Source organism: Jiella sp. M17.18 (assembly GCF_041027365.1).
Taxonomy (GTDB): domain Bacteria; phylum Pseudomonadota; class Alphaproteobacteria; order Rhizobiales; family Rhizobiaceae; genus VKMB-3413.
Window position 1 is genome coordinate 121549 of the sequence record NZ_JBFTEH010000009.1, and the last position, 18411, is coordinate 139959.

Here is an 18411-nt window from a genome sequence, read left to right on the forward strand (position 1 = left end):
TCAAGAACGCGCGCCGTGCATCAATGTCTCCGCTTCCTCGCGAAGCGCCTCGGCGCGACGCTCGTCGATCAATTCGTCGACAGGCGAGCCGCCGCTGAAACCGCTCTGAGCGATCAACCGACGCACCTTGTCGATCGCCGCCATTGGAGAGACCAGCCGAAGTTCGCCGTCCTCGTCGATCCTGGCAATCAGTTTGCCGTCTCGGCCGAGCTTCATCAGCTGGCGCAGCTCATCCGGAATAACGAGACGTCCGCCTTCGTCGAGCGCCAACGCCGTGAAGGCATCCGCCTTCTCGTGCGGCACGAACGCAGCCCGAGGCGAAGCCGCGGCCGCCGACTTTCCGGATCTCGGCCGTTCCAGCGTATTGCGGACGTGTTGATAGCGGATATCCAGAAAGCGCGCGATGTCCGCTCGCTTGAAGCCCTTCTCATCGAGAGCCCGAATCTTCGCGGCCTTCGTCGGAAGCCCTGCGACGATCTTCGACATCGCCTCACGGTCGACTTGCATGAAACCTCCATCGCCAGTCCTACCTACTTAGATAGGTATGTAGGCTCCATCAAGCCGTCTCGCGGAACAGCTCCCGGCCGATCAGCATGCGCCGGATCTCGCTCGTGCCGGCGCCGATCTCGTAGAGCTTGGCGTCGCGCAGCAGGCGCCCCGTCGGATAGTCGTTGATGTAGCCGTTGCCGCCGAGCGCCTGGATCGCCTGCAGCGCCATCTGGGTCGCGGCCTCCGCAGCGTAGAGGATGCAGCCCGCCGCGTCCTTGCGGCTGACGGCACCGCGGTCGCAGGCGGCGGCCACCGCGTAGACATAGGCGCGGCAGGCGTTTGCCGAAACATACATGTCGGCGACTTTCGCCTGCATCAGCTGGAACTCGCCGATCGGCTGGCCGAACTGCCTGCGCTCGTGAACGTAGGGGACGACGACGTCGAGACAGGCGGCCATGATGCCGAGCGGCCCCGCCGCCAGCACCACGCGCTCGTAGTCGAGGCCGGACATCAGCACCTTCACGCCGCCGCCGACCTCGCCGAGGACGTTCTCGTAGGGCACCTCGCAGTCTTCGAACACCAGTTCGCAGGTGTTGGAGCCGCGCATGCCGAGCTTGTCGAGCTTCTGCGCCGTCGAGAAGCCCGCCATCTCCTTCTCGATCAGGAAGGCGGTGATGCCGCGGGGCCCGGCGTCCGGATCGGTCTTGGCGTAGACGACGAGGGTGGAGGCGTCCGGCCCGTTGGTGATCCACATCTTGGTGCCGTTGAGGACGAAGCGGTCGTTGCGCTTCTCGGCCCTCAGTTTCATGCCGACGACGTCCGAGCCGGCCCCGGACTCGGACATCGCCAGCGAGCCGACATGCTCGCCGGAGATCAGCTTCGGCAGGTATCTGCGCTTCTGCGCGTCGCTGCCATTGCGCCGGATCTGGTTGACGCAGAGGTTCGAATGGGCGCCGTAGGAGAGGCCGACCGAGGCCGAGGCGCGGGAAATCTCCTCCACGGCGACGCAGTGCGCGAGATAGCCCATGCCGGCACCGCCGTGCTCTTCCTCGACGGTGATGCCGAGCAGGCCGAGCTCGCCCATCTCGGGCCAGAGCGCGTTCGGAAACTCGTTGCTCCGGTCGATCTCCGCCGCGCGCGGCGCGATCCTGTCCTCGGCGAAGCGGTGAACGCTCTCCCGCAGCGCCTCGATCTCTTCTCCCAGAGCGAAATTCATCGACCTGTCGAACATGTCGCCATCCTCCCGTGGCCGCCACTCCCGAAAGCAGGCCGTCCTCCGATTGACATAGCACGCCGCAGGCCCACGTCCTGCCACCGTCTTCGTGCGCGTTGCGGGGCTTCCAATTTGCGCCGAGCTTTGCTATGGGCAGCCTCGAATTCCCGTCATGGCGAAGCCTTGCGGCGGCCTTCGGTCGACCGTATGCGCTTTGCGACGCGAATGCACCGGGTCGGACCAGGCGCCGCTTGCGACCGACCGGCGCAGACCGGACACATCGAGACCGCCCGGCCGCTCAGCCTTCCAAGGTACGCGGCGGGCCGAATGGAGCAGGACATGGCCGTACCCAAACGGAAGACCACCCCGTCGAAGCGCGGCATGCGCCGTTCGGCGGACGCGCTGAAGGCGCCGACCTACATCGAGGACAAGGACTCGGGCGAGCTGCGCCGGCCGCACCACATCGACCTGAAGACCGGCATGTATCGCGGCAAGCAGATCCTGAAGGTCAAGGAGCAGGCGTAAGCCGCTTCGCGCCGACGGCTCGGCCGCGGCGCCCATCGAACAGCAAGGGCCGGTCCCGCACGGGGAGCCGGCCCTTTTTGCGTTGCTCGTAATACTGACGCTCGCGGCGAACCGGCTTCGCCCTTGAACCGACAGGCTTCTACTCGGCCTTGCGGGCGTCGATCGCCTCCAGCCGCTCCTGCATGCGCTGAAGCTGCTCGCGCATCGCCTTAAGATCGTCGTCGCGGCTGTCGGTGCCCGGCCCATTCCCGGCGGCAGGGCCGGCGCCCGAGGCGGTGCCCGCCTCCCCCATCGTTCCGGCCATGAACGGGTTGAACACCGCCATCGCCTGGCGGAACATCTCGGTGTTGCGGCGCACCTGCGCTTCCATCAGCTTCATCGGCGTCTGGGTCATCGCGCCCGCCATCTGCTCACGGAAGCTCTCCTGCTCCTTGGAGAAGGCGCTCATCGTCTGCTCCAGATAGCCGGGAATGACCATCTGCATCTGGTCCCCGTAGAACCGGATCAGCTGCCGCAGGAAGGCGATCGGCATCAGGTTCTGGCCGCCCTTGTTCTCCTGCTCGAAGATGATCTGGGTCAGCACCGAATGGGTGATGTCCTCGCCGGTCTTGGCGTCCTGGACGACGAACTCCTCGTTGTTCTTGACCATGGTCGCGAGGTTCTCGAGCGTCACGTAGGTGCTCGTCCCGGTATTATACAGCCGACGGTTGGCGTATTTCTTGATGACCGTCACGTCGGAATCCCTGGCCATGCTCCACCCCTTGACCCGTGCCGCACCCGCCGGCGCATTCGCAGCGCAAACTCCCGCGTTGCGCCGCATAAATCATAGGCACAAAATCCGCCGTATTCCAAATGCTTCGAAGGACGGAGGCTTCGATCCACCGCAAGGTGACGGTGCGGCGTGAGGCGCGCCGTCGGAAAGAGGGCGGCAGGCGGGGGTGCATCGTCGCTCCCGGTGACGACCGGAGCCGTTTGACAGGCCGCCGAGAGAGTTGCGACAAAGGTCGCGGAAGAGCCTGAAGCATTCTATCTGAACCCTATCGCTCGCGCTCGATCGAAGGAAATGTCATGAGCAACGGACAGTCGGTGGTCATCGTCGGGGCGGCCCGCACCCCGGTCGGCGCCTTCAATGGCGCTTTTGGCAGCGTTCCTGCCCATGAACTGGGCGCCGCCGTCATCAAGGAGGCGCTGGCGCGCGCCAAGGTCGACGCGGCGGAGGTCGACGAAGTCATCATGGGGCAGATCCTGACGGCCGCCGAGGGCCAGAACCCGGCACGGCAGGCCGCCATGGCCGCCGGCTGCCCCAAGGAGACCACTGCCTGGGGCCTCAACCAGCTCTGCGGCTCCGGTCTTCGCACCGTCGCCATCGGCATGCAGCAGATCGCCTGCGGAGACGCCAAGGTGATCGTCGCCGGCGGCCAGGAGTCCATGTCGATGGCCCCGCACGCGCAGCATCTGCGCTCGGGCCAGAAGATGGGCGACCTGAAGCTCGTCGACACCATGCTGAAGGACGGGCTGATCGACGCCTTCAACGGCTATCACATGGGCAACACGGCCGAGAACGTCGCGCGCCAGTGGCAGCTGACCCGCGAGACGCAGGACGAATTCGCGGTGAAGTCCCAGAACAAGGCCGAGGCTGCGCAGAAGGCCGGCCGCTTCAAGGACGAGATCGTCCCCTTCACGGTCAAGGGCCGCAAGGGCGACACCGTCGTTTCCGACGATGAGTACATCAAGCACGGCGTGACGATGGAGGGCGTCTCGAAGCTGCGCCCCGCCTTCGACAAGGAGGGCTCGGTCACCGCCGCCAACGCCTCCGGCATCAACGACGGGGCAGCCGCAACCGTCCTGATGAGCGAGGCGGAGGCCGAGCGCCGCCGGCTGACGCCGCTGGTGCGCATCGTCTCCTGGGCGACCGCCGGCGTCGATCCCGCCATCATGGGCACCGGCCCGATCCCGGCCTCGAAGAAGGCGCTGGAGAAGGCCGGCTGGACGGTCGACGACTTGGATCTGGTGGAAGCCAACGAGGCCTTCGCCGCGCAGGCCTGCGCGGTCAACAAGGACCTCGGCTGGAATCCCGACATCGTCAACGTCAACGGCGGGGCCATCGCCATCGGCCACCCGATCGGCGCGTCCGGCAACCGCATCCTCAATACGCTGATCTACGAGATGATCCGGCGCGACGCGAAGAAGGGCCTCGCCACCCTCTGCATCGGCGGCGGCATGGGCGTTGCCATGTGCTTCGAGCGGATGTGACGGCACCTGCGGCCGCCCCCGGGCGCCGGCCGCAAAGCAGGAAATCGGGGCGGGTGGCTCAGGGAGCCGCTCGCCCTTTCCTTTGGTGACAGCCCGCGTCGCAGGCGAACCTGACGGCGGTCGCGACCACGCAGCGCATGAGAAATTTTCCCGCAAGGGGTGCCAAGCGGGAGCCGTCGCCGTAATGATTGGGAGGAGGCATCCTTTCGGCGGTCGGCTTCGTATCGGGGGCCGCTCGCGCGGCAGGCAACGGTGGGAGGAAGAGCATGGCGAGAACGGCAATCGTAACCGGCGGCGTGCGCGGCATCGGCGCGTCCATCGCAAAGGCGCTAAAGGCGGCGGGATATCAGGTCGCGGCGACCTATGCCGGGCAGGACGACGCCGCGAACGCCTTCCGGCAGGAGACCGGCATCTCCGTCTACAAGTGGGACGTGCGCTCCTATGACGCCTGCGTCGCCGGCATCGCCAAGGTGGAAGCAGAACTCGGCCCCGTCGACGTCCTCGTCAACAATGCCGGCATCACCCGCGACGCGATGTTCCACAAGATGCCCCCCGAGCAGTGGAAGGAGGTCATCGACACCAATCTCACCGGCCTCTTCAACATGACCCGCCCGGTCTGGGAGGGCATGCGCGAGCGCGGCTTCGGGCGGATCATCAACATCTCCTCGATCAACGGCCAGAAGGGCCAGGCGGGTCAGGCGAACTATTCCGCAGCCAAGGCCGGCGATCTCGGCTTCACCCGGGCGCTGGCCCAGGAGGGGGCCCGGAAGGGCATCACCGTCAACGCGATCTGCCCCGGCTACATCAACACGGCGATGATGGCGACGATCTCCGAGGACGTCATGCAGAAGCACATCCTGCCGCAGATCCCGGTCGGCCGGCTGGGCGAGCCGGACGAGATCGCCCGCTGCGTGGTATTCCTCGCCTCCGACGACGCCGCCTTCATCACCGGCTCGACCCTGACCGCCAATGGCGGGCAATATATGGGCTGATCCGGGTGGCGCCCGGCGCCGTCTCGCACCGGGAGCATCGCGGACACGGCGGTGGCGGTGTCCGCAGAAGCTCATCACGGCAGCGTGTATCCCGACTTCTCCCCGATCCGGACAATCTTTCGTCACGAAGTATTGGCGGGGCACGATCCTTTACATCGTTGCGGAATGAAACTGCAGGGAACGAAGCGAATTCCTCTTTGTTTATCGGCACATAAAGCATCCCCGACACGGGACGATGCAGAACTGATCTTCGAGGAGAAGACCGATGACGAAGAAGTCCTGGACTTACGGCATCATGGCGGCTGCTTCATTGGCCGTCGCAACCCCGGCGCTGGCACAGAGCGTCGAGATCGGGCCGAACGGCGTGCGCGTCGTTCCGAACGACTCGTATCGCTACCGCGATCACCGCGATCACGGCCGCTACAACCGGCGCGACGAACGTCACATTTCCGAGATTTCGGAGCATGAGGCGGTTCGGATCGCACGGCGTCAGGGCATGCGCGACGTTCGCGCCATTACCAGGACCCCGCGCTCCTTCCGCGTCGCCGGCGCCGACAGGCGCGGAGACCGCATGTCGGTGTCGATCGACCGGTTCAGCGGCGAAGTCCTGTCCGTGCGCTGATCCGGACGACATCTGGACAAACGAGAGACGCCGCGGGACGAACTGCCTCGCGGCGTTTGCGTAACCTGTCCCGTCCGGCCCCCTCGTGGCCTGTCAGAGCAGACTTTCGATCCCGGTGCTGCCGGAGCTCGAGCTTCCCCCGCCGAGAAGCGTCAGCGCCGGCGACGAAGCAGCGGCGCCCGAGCCATTGTTGAGATCGTACATCGCCAGGAAGCGGTTGATGAACTTGTCGAGCGTCTTGGAGTCCTTCAGGCTGGAGAGGTCGAGCTTGTTGTCGATCGTCTTGGCCTGCAGGTCGATGTTGCTCTGGCTGGACTCGGTCGGGATGCCGAGCGCCGTCTGCACCACGGTCAAGAGCGCGGTGTCGCCCAGGATCTCGTAGCTGTTCTTCAGATCGGGCGCCTTGCGCTTGAAGTAGAGCGCCAAGCGGACGCCCTGGTTGTCGTCGCCCGCTTCGCTCTCCATCGTCTGCTGCAGGTAGAGGTCCTGCGTGTTCATCACGTCGGCGGCGGTCTGGACCTGCTGCTTGTCCAGCGCGATCGTTCCATCGGTGTTGAACGAGAAGGCCGAGGCGAACTCGACATAGCGCTTGTCGTTCTTGGAATCGGCGAAGCTCTTGGGATCGTTGAGATCGCTGGTCAGGATCGCTTTCACGTCGTCCTTCGACAGCTTCTCCTGATCGAGGCCATAGGCCTTCAGCGCGTAGTTCATGATCGTGTCGTTCGAGACGAAGTCGTCGATCGTGGCGACGGAATAGAGCGCAGCCTTGTAGTCGGCGGTTTCGGACTTCGCCTTCGCCAGGTCGGTGGCGCTGGGCTTGTCGCCGAGGAGGGCGGCGTAGCGGTTGGCGGTCGCCAGCTGCGCCGCATCCGTCTGCGGCAGACGCTCGGTGGCAACCTTGCCCTTGGAATCGAAGTTGAAGGCCGCCGCAAGCCGGACATAGCGGTCGTCGCCCAATTGCCGCGCGAAGCTCTTCGGGTCGGACGGATCGCTCTTCAGAACCCGCATGATCGTGGTCATGCTCTCGGCCTTGGGGTCGAGGTCGAAGGCCTCCAGCGCATAGTTGTAGACGGTGCTGTTGCCGATGAAGTCCGAGACGCTGGTGATGCCGCCGACCATGCCCTTGAACAGGCTGGTCTGCAGTGCGTCGGCCTGCTGCGTGGCGGTCCGGTATTTCTGCAGATAGGCGTCCGTGGTCTTGGTCACGGCGTCGGCGGTCTGTGCTCCGCCCGCCCCGGCATTGCCCTGGGTGTCGAAGTCGAACGCGGCCGCCAGCGCCTGGAACTGCGCCTTGCGGTCCTGGTCGGCACCGGTCGCGGTGGACATCTTGTTGAGAACGCTGTTCGGATCGTTCGGGTCGCTGGTGAGGACCTGCCAGACGAAGGTCGAGGAGGTCGTCGCCGGGTCGAGACCAACGGAGGTCAGCGCGATCCCGAGAAGCCGCTTGTCGTTGACGAAGTCGTCGGCGGTTTTCACCTGGCCGATCTGCTGCTCGTAATAGCTGACCTGGTAGCTCGCGGCCTGGGCCGTGGAGCCGAGTCCCTTGGCATTGAAATAGTTGTAGACGGTGGTGTTGGCGGCCGCCGCATCCTGCAGTGCGCCGGCCGGCACCGTCCCGTCGGTGTTGAAGTGCAGCATGTCGGCGAGCTGCAGATAGCGCGTATCGCCCTTGGCCGCTGGGCCGTCCGCAGCGTTCGAGGTGAGGACCTGCCTGATGAAGTCCTTCGAGGTGATGGCCGGATCGATGCCGACCGACGTCAGCGCGACATTGTAGAGCGCCTTGTCGTTCATGAACTGGTCGAGCGAGGTGACGCTGCCGATCGCGCTGACATAGTGGCTGGCGTTGAAGGCCTGGGCCTGCCCGGCCCGCACCCGCCAGTCCGAATAGGCTTCGGTCGTCAGGTCGCTCTGCTGCGTCGACTGGGCGATCGGCGTCGTCGACGAACTGGTGGTCGACGAGCTGGAACTCGAACTGGAGGTGCTGTCGGCCGAAAAGTGGAAGGCCGCGGCGAAGGTTCGGTAGCGGTCGTCGGCGAGCTGGTTGGCGAAGCTCGAGGAATCGGTGAGGTCGCTTTCCAGCACCTTCTTCATCAGCGCCTTGGAGCCGATCTGGTCCTCCAGCCCGTAGGCGGTCATCGCGTAGGAATAGAGCTGATAGTTGCCGAGGAAGTCGTCGATCGTCTTTACGTTGCCGATGTTCGCCTTGTAATAGGCCGCCTCGCGGCTGACGAGCGGTTCCGCCGCGACCCGGTTCAGCGAGCGCTGCATGTCGCTGGCGTAAAGCTGATAGGTCAGGAAGCTCGACAGCATCTGCGGCTCGTCCATGGGCGATCAGCGCCGCACGGACCGGTGCCGGAGGCGCGTTGGGGCGGCCCCAGCCATGCCAGAGAAAGCTGGCGCCGACCTTTTCTACCGCATGGGCGTTAACGGGCCGTGACCGCGAGCGTCACTCCGCCGGCGGCAGTTCAACCGGCAGCATGCGCTTCTCGGCATCGGAGACGAAGCACAGGTCGAGGATCGTCTGCACCTCGGCGGCACGGCGGAAGTCCGGCTGGCCGTTCTCGCCGGAGAGCAGCGCGATGACAAAGCGGTCGGCGTTGCGCGGGGTCGGCGGACACTCGTAGGGCTGCCAGGTCTGCGTCTCGATATCCGGGCCGAGACAGACCTGCAGCGTCGATTCCGTCGTGTTCGACCAGACCTTCACCGCGCCCTTCGACCCGTGGATAGTGAGGTCGAGGTCGTTGGCCTTGCCGGTGGCGGTGCGGCTCATGTGGATGACGCCGAGCGCACCGTTGGTCATCTCGACCGTCATCGCGCAGGAATCGTTGGCGTCGAGCGTATAGCCCATCAGCGCGCCGCCCTCGGCCTTGTCGAAGGTCTTCAGCCGCGCCTGCAGAGCGGCGATGTCGAGGCCGGTCGCGAAGGTCACGAAGTCGACGATGTGGATGCCGATGTCGCCGAGCACGCCCTTCGAGCCGTGCGCGGAGGACAGGCGCCAGAGCCAGCGCTCGTCGGTGCGCCAGTCGCCCCAGTGGTTCGCGGACAGCCAGCTCTGCAGATAGCTCGCCTCGATGTGGCGCACCTCGCCGATCTCCCCGGCCTCGATCAGCCGCCGCGCCATCTGGATCGCGTGGGCGTTGCGATAGGTGAGGTTGACCATGTTGACGACGCCGGCCGCCTCCGCCGCCTCGACCATCTCGAAGGCGTCCTCTGCGTTCACCGCCAGCGGCTTCTCGCAGAACACCGCCTTGCCGGCGGCGAGCAGCTGCAGCGTCGTCGCCTTGTGGACCCCGTCCGGGGTGGAATTGACCGCCGCGTCGAACGCGCCCCATTCGAGCGCCCGCTCCAGGCTGTCGAAGGCCTCCGGAATTGCATGCATCTGCGCGAAAGCACGAGCCCGCTCGGCGTTGACGTCGCAGGCCGCGACGATCCGGCAGCCGGGAATGGAGGTGAAGTGCTCGGCGTGGCGATGCGCGATGCCGCCGGTGCCGAGGATCATGATACGCTTCTCGCCCGTCGCCGTCGCGCCGCGCGCCTCGTTCCCCGTCATGCTCACCGGAATCCCTCTTCCCCTGGTCTGTGCAGGGCCGGGCCCCGCTGCTCGATCTTCTCCGGCGCCTTGTCCACCGGAACGTTCGGCGCCGCCGCGACATCTTCCCACGCGGGCGCCGGGTTGTAGGCCCAGCGGACCGCGTTGTTCAACACCCGGCGGATGTCGGGGTTGTGATAGATCGGATAGGTCTCGTGGCCGGGGCGGAAATAGAAGATCCTGCCGGCGCCGCGCTGATAGGTCAGCCCGGAGCGGAAGACTTCGCCGCCCTCGAACCAGGAGATGAACACCGTCTCCATCGGCTCCGGCACCAGGAACGGCTCGCCGTACATCTCGGCATTCGGCAGGTCGATCGACGGCCCCACTCCCTGGACGACCGGATGCGAGCGATTCACCGCCCACAGCCGCTCGCGCTCGCCGGCCTCGCGCCAGCGCAGCGAACAGGGCGTCCCCATCAGCCGCTTGAAGATCTTCGAGAAGTGGCCGGAGTGAAGAACGATCAGGCCCATCCCCTGGTGGACGCGCGCCGCGACGCGCTCGACGACCGTGTCGGACACCTCCTTGTGCGCCTTGTGGCCCCACCAGAGGAGCACGTCCGTCTGGTCGAGCCGCTCCTGCGGCAGGCCATGCTCCGGCTCGTCCTGCGTCGCGGTCGAAACCTGAAAGTCCGGCGTCTCGGCGAGCGCCGCGGCGATGACCGCGTGGATGCCGTCGGGATAGATGCTCCTGACGGTCTCGTTCTCGCGCTCGTGGCGGAACTCGTTCCAGACGAGGGCTCGGATGGGCATGGCTTTCTCCGCAGGCTTCGGGGCGGGGCCGGGCAGATGCGAACTCCGGCCGGCTCGGGCCTCAGGCCGTTTCCAGCAGCGCGAACGGCAGATCGGCGAGAACGGCGGCAAGGTCCAGCGCGTCCTGCGCCGGCAGGTCCACCTCGGTGAGGGCGTTCCGCCACGCGCGGCCGCGCAGCGCCTCGGGAAGGACAAGCCGCGTCGTCCCCCAGCGCTCGGCCGGGACCCCGATATCGACCGCCCCCTCCAGAAGCGACAGGCAGAGGCGCGGCGCGATCGCGATCGCGGCGCGACCGTCGCCATTCGTCCGGGCGAAGGCGACGATGTGAGCGGCGCGTTCACCCTCACCCGTCAGCGGCACGTAGGCGCCGCGGGTGAAGAGTTCCGGATTGCGGCCGCGCAAGGCCAGTCCGGCGCGCGTCAGCTTCGCCTTGATCCAGCCGCTACGCCACTCCGCCATGGCCTGCGCCCAGGAGTACTCGCGGCCCATCGCCTCGGCGCGGGCGGCGAAATCGACGCTGCGGCGGTTGTCGGGGTCGACGAGCGAGAAGTCGTAGAACTCGGTCCCCTGGTAGATGTCGGGCACGCCGGGGGCGGCGAGCTTGATCGTCGCCTGCGACAGCGAGGTCAGCGCCCCCGCCGCGACGAAGGGCTGCACGGCCTCCCAGAACCGCGACAGGAAGCTCTCCGCCTCGCCGCCCTCCAGCATGGCATGGACGAAGTCCCGGAGCGCCGTCTCATAGGCTTCCGCCGGCGAGGTCCAGCTAGTCCAGCGCTTCGCCTCCCGCACCGCCTTCTCGGCGAAGGCCGCGAGGCGCCCGGCGATCCGGCGGCACTGCTCGCGGTCGGCGGGATCGAAATCGGCCGGCAGCACGCCGAGCAGCGACTGATAGAGCCCCCACTCGGTGGCCGGATCCGGCGAGAGAAGTCCCGGCTCGATCTCCTTTCGCCATCCGCTCATATGGCCGGCGAACTCGGCCACCATGTCGCGCCAGCGCTCCGGCGCCTCGGACAGGGTGTAGAGCCTGGCGCGGGCATCCTCCGCCCGCTTGGTGTCGTGGGTGGAGGTGGCGAGTAGCCCTTCCGGCTGGTCCTCCAGCCGGATCTGCATCGCCTCGTGGAAGATCTCGGTGTCGGCACCGTAATGGTCGGGTTCGCCGCCGACCTCGTTGAGCGCGATCAGGCGGTTATGGCGGTAGAAGACGGTGTCCTCGACCGCCTTCGCCATCACCGCGCCGGTGGTCTGCTGGAACCGCCGCGTGAAGTCGAGCGCGCCGGCGATGTCGGCGCCGTCGACGAAGTCGAGCTTCATCAGCCGGCCGATGAACTGGATCGGCTCGTCCGCCTCCACCTCGCGGCCGCTCATCGCGCGATCGACCGCCTCGTCGATGATCGCGATGTCCCGGCGCGGCACGCCGTCGACCGAGACATAGGTGCGATAGACCGGCAGCGCGGCCGCGACCTCCACGATCGAGCGCGCGATCGTGTCCGGCCCGAGATCGCGGGTGGACAGGCCGCGTTCGGCGACGCTGAGCGCGAGGCTGCTCAGGGCCGCGAGCTCGCCGGCGAGATTGCGCTGGAAGATCGAGCGCTTCTGCCGGGTGATCATCGCCCGCAGGTCCTCCTCCTCGCCGATGAAGGCGTGGTAGGCCTCGCTCATCGCCGCCTCCTTCGACGGGTCGACATAGAGGCCGGAGAGCGCGGTGATGAACTCGTAGCCGGTGGTGCCCTGGATCGCCCAGCTGGTGCGCAGGCGCTCGTCGCCGGTGAGGATCTTCTCGACATGGATCGACGGCGAGCGCCGCACCGAGTGGAAGGCCTCGCACAGCTGTTCGAGATAGCCCTTCGGGTCGGCGAGACCATCGACATGGTCGATGCGGATGCCGTCGAGGCGGCGCTCACGCGCCAGCCGGATCACCAGCTGGTGGGATTCCCGGAACACCCGGCGCAGCTCCTGGCGCACGCCGATCAGGTCGGCGATCTCGAAGAAACGGCGATAGGTCAGCTTCTCGCGCGCCGTGCGCCACCAGGCGAGCCGCCAGGCCTGCGCCTCGTGCAGTTCGTGCAGCGCGGCCGGGTCGGCATTGATCGCCGCGATCGCCTGGTCGAGTGCGGCGCGGAAGCTCCCGTCCTCCAGATGCTCGGAGAAGCGCTCGGCAAGCTCGTCGGCCTCGGCCGGCGTCGAGACCGAGAAGCGCCGCACAAGCCGGTCCTTCTCCGGATGGTCGATCAGGCCGAAGACATGGCCATAGGTCCGCGGATCGATCGGCAGTCCGTAGCCCGCCGCGTCGAAGCGCAACCGGGCGTTCTCCGCATCGAGCTTCACCGACAGGTCGTCGTCCTCCAGCGCATCGCCATAGGGCTTGCCGAGCACAGGGACGAGGATCTTCTCGGCCTCCCAGGAGATGTCGAAGGCGCGGGCGTAGCGGCTCTCCTGCCCCCAGCGCAGCACGTCCTCCCACCAGTGGTTCAGCGGCGAGACGCCCATGTGGTTGGGCACGAAGTCGAGAATCAGCCCGAGATCCGCCGAGGACAGGGCGTCGCTCATGTCGGTGAAGCCGGCGATCCCGCCGAGCCCCTCCTCGAAGGCGTTGTAGTCGGTCACGTCGTAGCCGTGGGTCGACCCGGGCGAGGCCGCGAAGATGGGCGAGGCGTAGAGGTGGCTGATGCCGAGCCGGGCGAGATAGGGCCCGAGCTTGCCGGCCTCCTTGAAATCCATGCCCTCCCGGAACTGCAGCCGGTAGGTCGCGACGAGGGGACGGCTCATGGCTTCTCCGGCCTTTCCTGCCGCATCGCCATCGCCAGGCTGCGGAAGCGGTGATTGTCTCTGAGGTCTTCGAGCCCGACCGGCGTGCGGATCCGCCAGTTGGGATACTGGTCGGTGGTGCCCGGCAGGTTCGGCTGGCGCGTCGATCCGATCATGTCGTCGAGCTGGACCGTGACCAGCACGGACGGCGTCATCGCGACGAAGCGGTGGACGGCGACGGCGAGGTCCGGCGACAGTTCGCCCGGCACCTCCTCCTCGCCGCTGGCGACGCGGGCGTATTCGCCGGGCAGGATGCCCGCCTCGGCGAGCGCGGCGATCAGCGCACGCTTGTCGCGCCGCCGGTCGGCCCGGTCCCGTTCGCTCGCGGCCTCGTCCTGCGTTCCGGCCTCGGCGCGCAGCCTGATGTCGGCGCCGACCCACCAGCCGGCGAGCGTCGCGAGATCATGGGTCGAGACGCAGGCGAGCGCGAGCTTCGGATAGGCTGCCGGTGGCAGGAATTCCGTCTCGCGATGCCGCTCGAAATACAGCACCCGGTAGGAGAGGATCTGCGCCGCCTCCATCGTGTGGCGAAAGCCCGGGGGGACGGTGCCGAGGTCCTCGCCGATGACGAGGCAGGCATTCTCCTGTGACGCCGCGGCGACCGTGTCGACCATCGCGCCGAGCGGATAGCGGACATAGCCGCCGCCCGCCGAGCCGGTTCCTTCGGGGATCCACCAGAGCCGCGCCAGCCCCATCGCATGGTCGATGCGCACCGCCCCGGCATTGCGGGTGAGCGCCTCGAAGGATTCGCGCAGCGGCTTGTAGTTCCGTTCGGCGAGGGCCTTCGGCGACAGCGGCGCGAGGCCCCAGTCCTGGCCCTGGCTGTTGAACATGTCGGGCGGCGAGCCGACGCGGGCTGCGCCGACGGTCAGCGAGGGATCCGCCCAGGTTTCCGCTCCGTCCGGCGCGACGCCGACGGCAAGATCGAGGTAGAGGCCGATCCGCATGCCGGCCGCCTTGGCGCGTGCCTGCGCGCTGGCGAGCTGCTCCTCGGCCTCGAACTGCAGCCATTGATGGAACAGGACGAGATCGGCGTTCTCGGCGGCGAACCGCGCCACCGCCTCGCCCTTCCGGTCCTTCAGCTCGTCGGGCCAGGAATGCCAGCCGGCATAACGGCCCGCCTCCACCTGGCGCTCGGAGATCGCCTCGAACAGCGCGAAGGCAGCCAGCGTCTCGCCGCCCCCGGCGGAGAAGCGCTCGAAGGCCTGCTCCTCGCGGATCTCGTCGACTCGTGCGGCGAAGATGCGCTTGAACAGCTCCCGCTTCAGCCGGCCGGCTTTCGGATAATCGACGAGGTCGCCGTCCAGCCCCTCGAACAGCGCCGGCTTTTCGCTGCGCAGCGCTTCGATCGCCGCCGCCCCGCCCTTCAGCCGGTCGACGGCGATGTAGAGCGGATTGAGGAAGCGCCGGGTCGAGGGCGAATAGGGGCTGTAGCGCCCGGGATCGGCAAGGAACAGCGCGTGCAACGGGTTGACGCCGACGAAGGCGGCGCCCTCCTCGCCGGCGATCGCCGCCAGCTGCGCCAGGTCCTCGAAATCGCCGATGCCGAGATTGCGCTGCGACGTCAGGCCGTAGAGTTGGCAGGCGACGCCCCAGGAGCGATGCTCCAGGATGGCGGGCGGCAGCGCGCAGCGGCGGCTCGGCTGGTCGCCCGTCTCGTCGAACGATCCGAGGGGCCCGTTCTCCGGATCGACACCGAGCGCCGAGAGCAGCGCCCGCTTCGCCGCATCGTCGATGTGCTTCCGCTCGCCCATCTCGGAAATGTACGCGAGCTGGATGCCGTGGCTCGCGGCCAGGCGGTCGAGATGATCGCTCAAGAGGCCAGCCCCGCGAGAAGCTGTTGGCCATCGAGGCGGAAGATGACCGATGGTCCGGGCAGGATGCCGGTTTCCAGCACGTCGGCGGCCTCCTTGGGATGCGAGTGCACGAGAGAGCCGCGGGAGAGGTCTCCCTTCGCCACGCCCTGCGGCACCGCCCAGGGTTCGTCGTCGAGATTGGCGTAGAGCGACAAGACGGCTCCGTCCTTCAATGTCCAGGCCACCACGAAGGCCCGCGTGTCGTCCGACGCCTGCCAGGCACCGCAGCAGGCGGGAATGTTCTTCAAGAGCGGCACGATCTGCTTCTGGCGCTTCTCGAGGAGCCGCTTCACCATCTCCAGCCGCCGGCGATAGGTCGGGCGCTGGATCATCGACCAGTCGAGCTTGGAGGCTTCGAAGGTCGAGGCAGCGTTCGGATCGGGGATCAGCCGGCGCGCATCCTCGTCCCGGAAGGCCGCGAACTTCTTGAACTCGCTCCGCCGGCCCTCGCGCACGGCTTCGCCGAGCTCGCCGTGGAAGTCGGTGAAGAAGCAGAAGGGATGGGTGTCGCCGAACTCTTCGCCCATGAACATCAGCGGGATCTGCGGCGACAGAAGCAGGATCGCCTGCAGGCACTCGACGACGCGGCGCGAGGCGAGGTCGGTCAGCCGGTCGCCGAAGGCGCGGTTGCCGATCTGGTCGTGGTTCTGCAGGAAGTTGACGAAGGCGGTCGGCGGCAGATGCGCCGACGCGGTCCCGACGTCGCGCCCCCGGTGTTCCGAGTGCTGGCCCTGGAAGACGAAGCCGGTGGCGAGCGCCTTCGCCATCTGCTCGACGCTCCTGCGGGAATAGTCGGCGTAGTAGCCCTCTTCCTCATGCGTCGCCAGCACATGGGCGCAGTGGTGGAAGTCGTCGTTCCATTCGCCGGAGACGAGTTCCGGCTCGCCCTTCCCGTCGCGCTCGATGTGCCAGACGATGTTGCGGTCGTCCTCGGTGGTGATGTGGACGTGGCGGTCGGGGAACGTCTTGCGCACCCGCGCGGCGAGTTCCTTCACCAGCGGCGTGTCGGTGGTGTCCTTGATCGAGTCGATCGCGTCGAGCCGGAGCCCGTCGATCCGGTACTCCTCCAGCCAGAACAGCGCGTTCTCGATCATGAACTCGCGCACCGGCGTCTCGTCATAGGCGATCGCCGCGCCCCAGGGCGTGTGGATCTCCTCGTGGAAGAACCCCGAGGCATAGGCGCCGATATAGTTTCCGTCCGGGCCGAAGTGATTGTAGACGACGTCGAGGAAGACCATCAGCCCGCGCTCGTGCGCGGCGTCGACGAGCCGCTTCAGCCCCTCGGCTCCGCCATAGACTTCGTGCGGGCAGTAGAGCAGCACGCCGTCATATCCCCAGCCGCGGCGCCCGGCGAACTGGGCGACCGGCAGGAGCTCGATCGCGGTGATGCCGGTCTCCTTGAGGTAGTCGAGCTTCTCGACGATCGCGTCGAACGTGCCGTCCGGCGTGAACGTGCCGGTGTGGAGCTCGTAGAACACGGCCTCCTCCCACCGCCGTCCCGTCCAGCCGGCGGTGCGCCAGGCAAAGGCTTGCGGATCGATCAGCCTGGACAGGCCGTGGACGTCGCCGACCTGCGCACGCGCCGCCGGATCCGGCACGACCATGCCGCCATCGACGCGGAAGCCGTAGCCCGCCCCGAGCGGCACCTCGGCGGTGGTGACCTGCCACCAGCCGTCATCGCCCCGCTGCATCTCGCGGAACCGGCGCTCCTCGCCGGCGGGCTCGAACGCCAGTTCGATCTGCGTGGCGCTCGGTGCCCAGAGGCGGAAGGTGGTGGCGTCGCCGTCGCGACTGGCGCCCCAGGACGTCTTGAAGGAGAATCGGTTCGGCTCTGCCATGTCCACTCGACGGGTCGGGCGGCCCGAACGCTGCGCGGGACGTCGATGGGGCACGAGCGTGCGAGAGCGGCGGGCGGCGCCTGGCCTTTCCGCTGCATTGTCGCGCGCGCTCGGTCCGCACCCGTCCCGCGGGGAGCGAGCCGCGATGTCTGTTCTCGGCTTAACTGGAGCGCGTGAGTGCGCTTCAAGCCTGACGCCGGGTCGATATTTCCGTCGCCGTCCACAAGTCCTTGTTCGGGTAAGGAAATCCGCACCGGACGCCACTGTCGCCGGTCGGCGCGGCGGCGCCGATGCGTCAGGCTGCGCCGACCCGGCGGTGGACGAGGTCGTGGATGAAGCCGAGCTTCTGCGTCACCACCTCGGAGATCACGAAGGGGTAGAGGTCGTGGTGGCCCATCGAGCGGTTGAACGAGTTCAGCGCCGCCGACAGCGCCAGCCAGGCGTCGAGGATCTCGCGGATCGTCGTCGCCTCGCCGAAGACGTCGAAGTCGATCGTCGTCGTCAACAGGCCGGAATCCTTCACCCGCGGATCGACCGACACGCCCCACCAGTGACCGGTCTCGAGCGAGTCGACGATGTGGAGATAGTGCGCCCAGGTCTCGGCGAAGTCCTCCCAGGCGTGCGATCCGGCATAGGAGGAGACGAATTCGTCCTGCCAGTTCGGCTTCGGGCCGTTCTGGTAGTGACGCTGGAGTGCCTCGCCGTAGTCCTCCTCGTCATTGCCGAAGAGCGCGCGGCATTCGGAAAGCGCGGAGCCGTCGCGCACCAGCCGGTCCCAGTACCAGTGGCCGACCTCGTGACGGAAATGGCCGAGCAGCGTGCGGTAGGGCTCGCCCATGACGGTGCGGCGCTTCTCGCGCTCGGCATCGTCCGCCTCGGCCAGCGCGATGGTGATCAGGCCGCGGTCGTGCCCGGTCATCACCCTCTCGCCGGACGACGTCTCCGTCAGGAAGTCGAAGCCGAGGCCCTCGGGATGCTCAGCCCGCGTCAGGAGCGGCAGGTTCAGCCGCATCGCGGTGTAGATCATCCGGTGCTTGGCGAACTCCATCTTCTGCCAGAGCGCGACGTTCTGGGGATCCGACGTGTCCGGGATCGTGACATTGTGCCGGCAGGCGGCGCAGAGCGTATCGCTCCCCTGGCCGGGAACGAGCCAGTTGCAGACGCCGAACTGATAATTGTCGCAGTATTTCCAGCTTCCGCCGTCGGAATGGCGCCCGGCCGCGACCCAGATGCCGTCGTCCGGCTCCAGCGCCAGCATCCGGTTGGACCGCGGCTCGAAGCCGAGGGCGTGGTTGCAGCGCTCGCAGACGACGTTCTCGAAGAACACCACCTGCGAACATGCGGGGCAGGAGAAGAGTTTCATTGTCGGAAACCTAGCGGCGCGGCGCACCGCGAAGAGAGTTGCGCGCAGGAATGCTTGAAGCGGGCCCAGGTTCCGCAGCGGGCGCGCCGCGGCGACAGAAATCGTGACGCCTTCCG

The 18411-nt window shown here is 67.2% G+C and carries 14 protein-coding genes; 4 read left to right on the forward strand and 10 right to left on the reverse strand.

Annotation, left to right across the window (positions count from 1 at the left end; genetic code table 11):
• Together AB5S17_RS17085 and AB5S17_RS17090 are read right to left on the reverse strand one after the other, a co-directional pair.
• Nucleotides 1-507 carry a hypothetical protein gene (locus AB5S17_RS17085; RefSeq protein WP_369241548.1) on the reverse strand — a complete coding sequence of 169 codons (507 nt, stop codon included), beginning with the start codon at nt 505-507 and terminating at the stop codon, nt 1-3.
• Nucleotides 508-556: 49 nt separating this feature from the next.
• Nucleotides 557-1720, reverse strand: coding sequence for an isovaleryl-CoA dehydrogenase (locus AB5S17_RS17090; protein WP_369241550.1), 1164 nt, complete (start codon nt 1718-1720; stop codon nt 557-559).
• 321 nt (nt 1721-2041) lie between these two features.
• On the opposite strand from AB5S17_RS17090, the gene rpmF reads away from it, so the two are divergent.
• Entirely contained in the window at nt 2042-2227 is a 186-nt protein-coding gene (gene rpmF, locus AB5S17_RS17095) for a 50S ribosomal protein L32 (protein WP_369241552.1), read from the forward strand.
• A 139-nt stretch (nt 2228-2366) separates the two neighbouring features.
• On the opposite strand, the gene phaR is transcribed toward rpmF, so the two are convergent.
• Nucleotides 2367-2978 (reverse strand): polyhydroxyalkanoate synthesis repressor PhaR, encoded by a 612-nt coding sequence (phaR, locus tag AB5S17_RS17100; RefSeq protein WP_369241554.1) that lies wholly within the window; start codon nt 2976-2978, stop codon nt 2367-2369.
• A 317-nt stretch (nt 2979-3295) separates the two neighbouring features.
• Here phaR and AB5S17_RS17105 point away from each other — a divergent pair, with 317 nt between their 5' ends.
• The 3 genes from AB5S17_RS17105 (at nt 3296) to AB5S17_RS17115 (ending at nt 6094) form a co-directional block, all read left to right on the forward strand.
• On the forward strand, nt 3296-4480 hold the full coding sequence (locus tag AB5S17_RS17105) for an acetyl-CoA C-acetyltransferase (RefSeq protein ID WP_369241556.1): 1185 nt from the start codon (nt 3296-3298) through the stop codon (nt 4478-4480).
• A gap of 266 nt (nt 4481-4746) precedes the next feature.
• The gene (locus AB5S17_RS17110; protein ID WP_369241558.1) at nt 4747-5472 is read left to right on the forward strand and encodes a beta-ketoacyl-ACP reductase; all 726 of its coding nucleotides are present in this window, start codon (nt 4747-4749) and stop codon (nt 5470-5472) included.
• A gap of 265 nt (nt 5473-5737) precedes the next feature.
• Nucleotides 5738-6094 (forward strand): PepSY domain-containing protein, encoded by a 357-nt coding sequence (locus AB5S17_RS17115; RefSeq protein ID WP_369241560.1) that lies wholly within the window; start codon nt 5738-5740, stop codon nt 6092-6094.
• 93 nt (nt 6095-6187) lie between these two features.
• On the opposite strand, the gene AB5S17_RS17120 is transcribed toward AB5S17_RS17115, so the two are convergent.
• The 7 genes from AB5S17_RS17120 to AB5S17_RS17150 all read right to left on the reverse strand — a co-directional run bounded on the left by AB5S17_RS17120 (nt 6188) and on the right by AB5S17_RS17150 (nt 18295).
• Nucleotides 6188-8419 carry a DUF1217 domain-containing protein gene (locus tag AB5S17_RS17120; protein ID WP_369241562.1) on the reverse strand — a complete coding sequence of 744 codons (2232 nt, stop codon included), beginning with the start codon at nt 8417-8419 and terminating at the stop codon, nt 6188-6190.
• 121 nt (nt 8420-8540) lie between these two features.
• Nucleotides 8541-9644 (reverse strand): Gfo/Idh/MocA family protein, encoded by a 1104-nt coding sequence (locus AB5S17_RS17125; RefSeq protein ID WP_369241674.1) that lies wholly within the window; start codon nt 9642-9644, stop codon nt 8541-8543.
• A 2-nt stretch (nt 9645-9646) separates the two neighbouring features.
• On the reverse strand, nt 9647-10432 hold the full coding sequence (locus AB5S17_RS17130; RefSeq protein WP_369241564.1) for a ThuA domain-containing protein: 786 nt from the start codon (nt 10430-10432) through the stop codon (nt 9647-9649).
• A gap of 61 nt (nt 10433-10493) precedes the next feature.
• On the reverse strand, nt 10494-13199 hold the full coding sequence (gene treY, locus AB5S17_RS17135) for a malto-oligosyltrehalose synthase (protein WP_369241566.1): 2706 nt from the start codon (nt 13197-13199) through the stop codon (nt 10494-10496).
• Nucleotides 13196-15055 (reverse strand): 4-alpha-glucanotransferase, encoded by a 1860-nt coding sequence (gene malQ, locus AB5S17_RS17140; protein ID WP_369241568.1) that lies wholly within the window; start codon nt 15053-15055, stop codon nt 13196-13198. Before malQ ends, treY begins: the two co-directional genes overlap by 4 nt.
• Nucleotides 15052-16932 carry a malto-oligosyltrehalose trehalohydrolase gene (gene treZ, locus AB5S17_RS17145; protein WP_369241570.1) on the reverse strand — a complete coding sequence of 627 codons (1881 nt, stop codon included), beginning with the start codon at nt 16930-16932 and terminating at the stop codon, nt 15052-15054. Before treZ ends, malQ begins: the two co-directional genes overlap by 4 nt.
• 295 nt (nt 16933-17227) lie before the next feature.
• Nucleotides 17228-18295: a putative zinc-binding metallopeptidase gene (locus AB5S17_RS17150; protein WP_369241572.1), complete on the reverse strand. Its 1068-nt coding sequence runs from the start codon at nt 18293-18295 to the stop codon at nt 17228-17230.
• Nucleotides 18296-18411 lie beyond the last annotated feature (116 nt).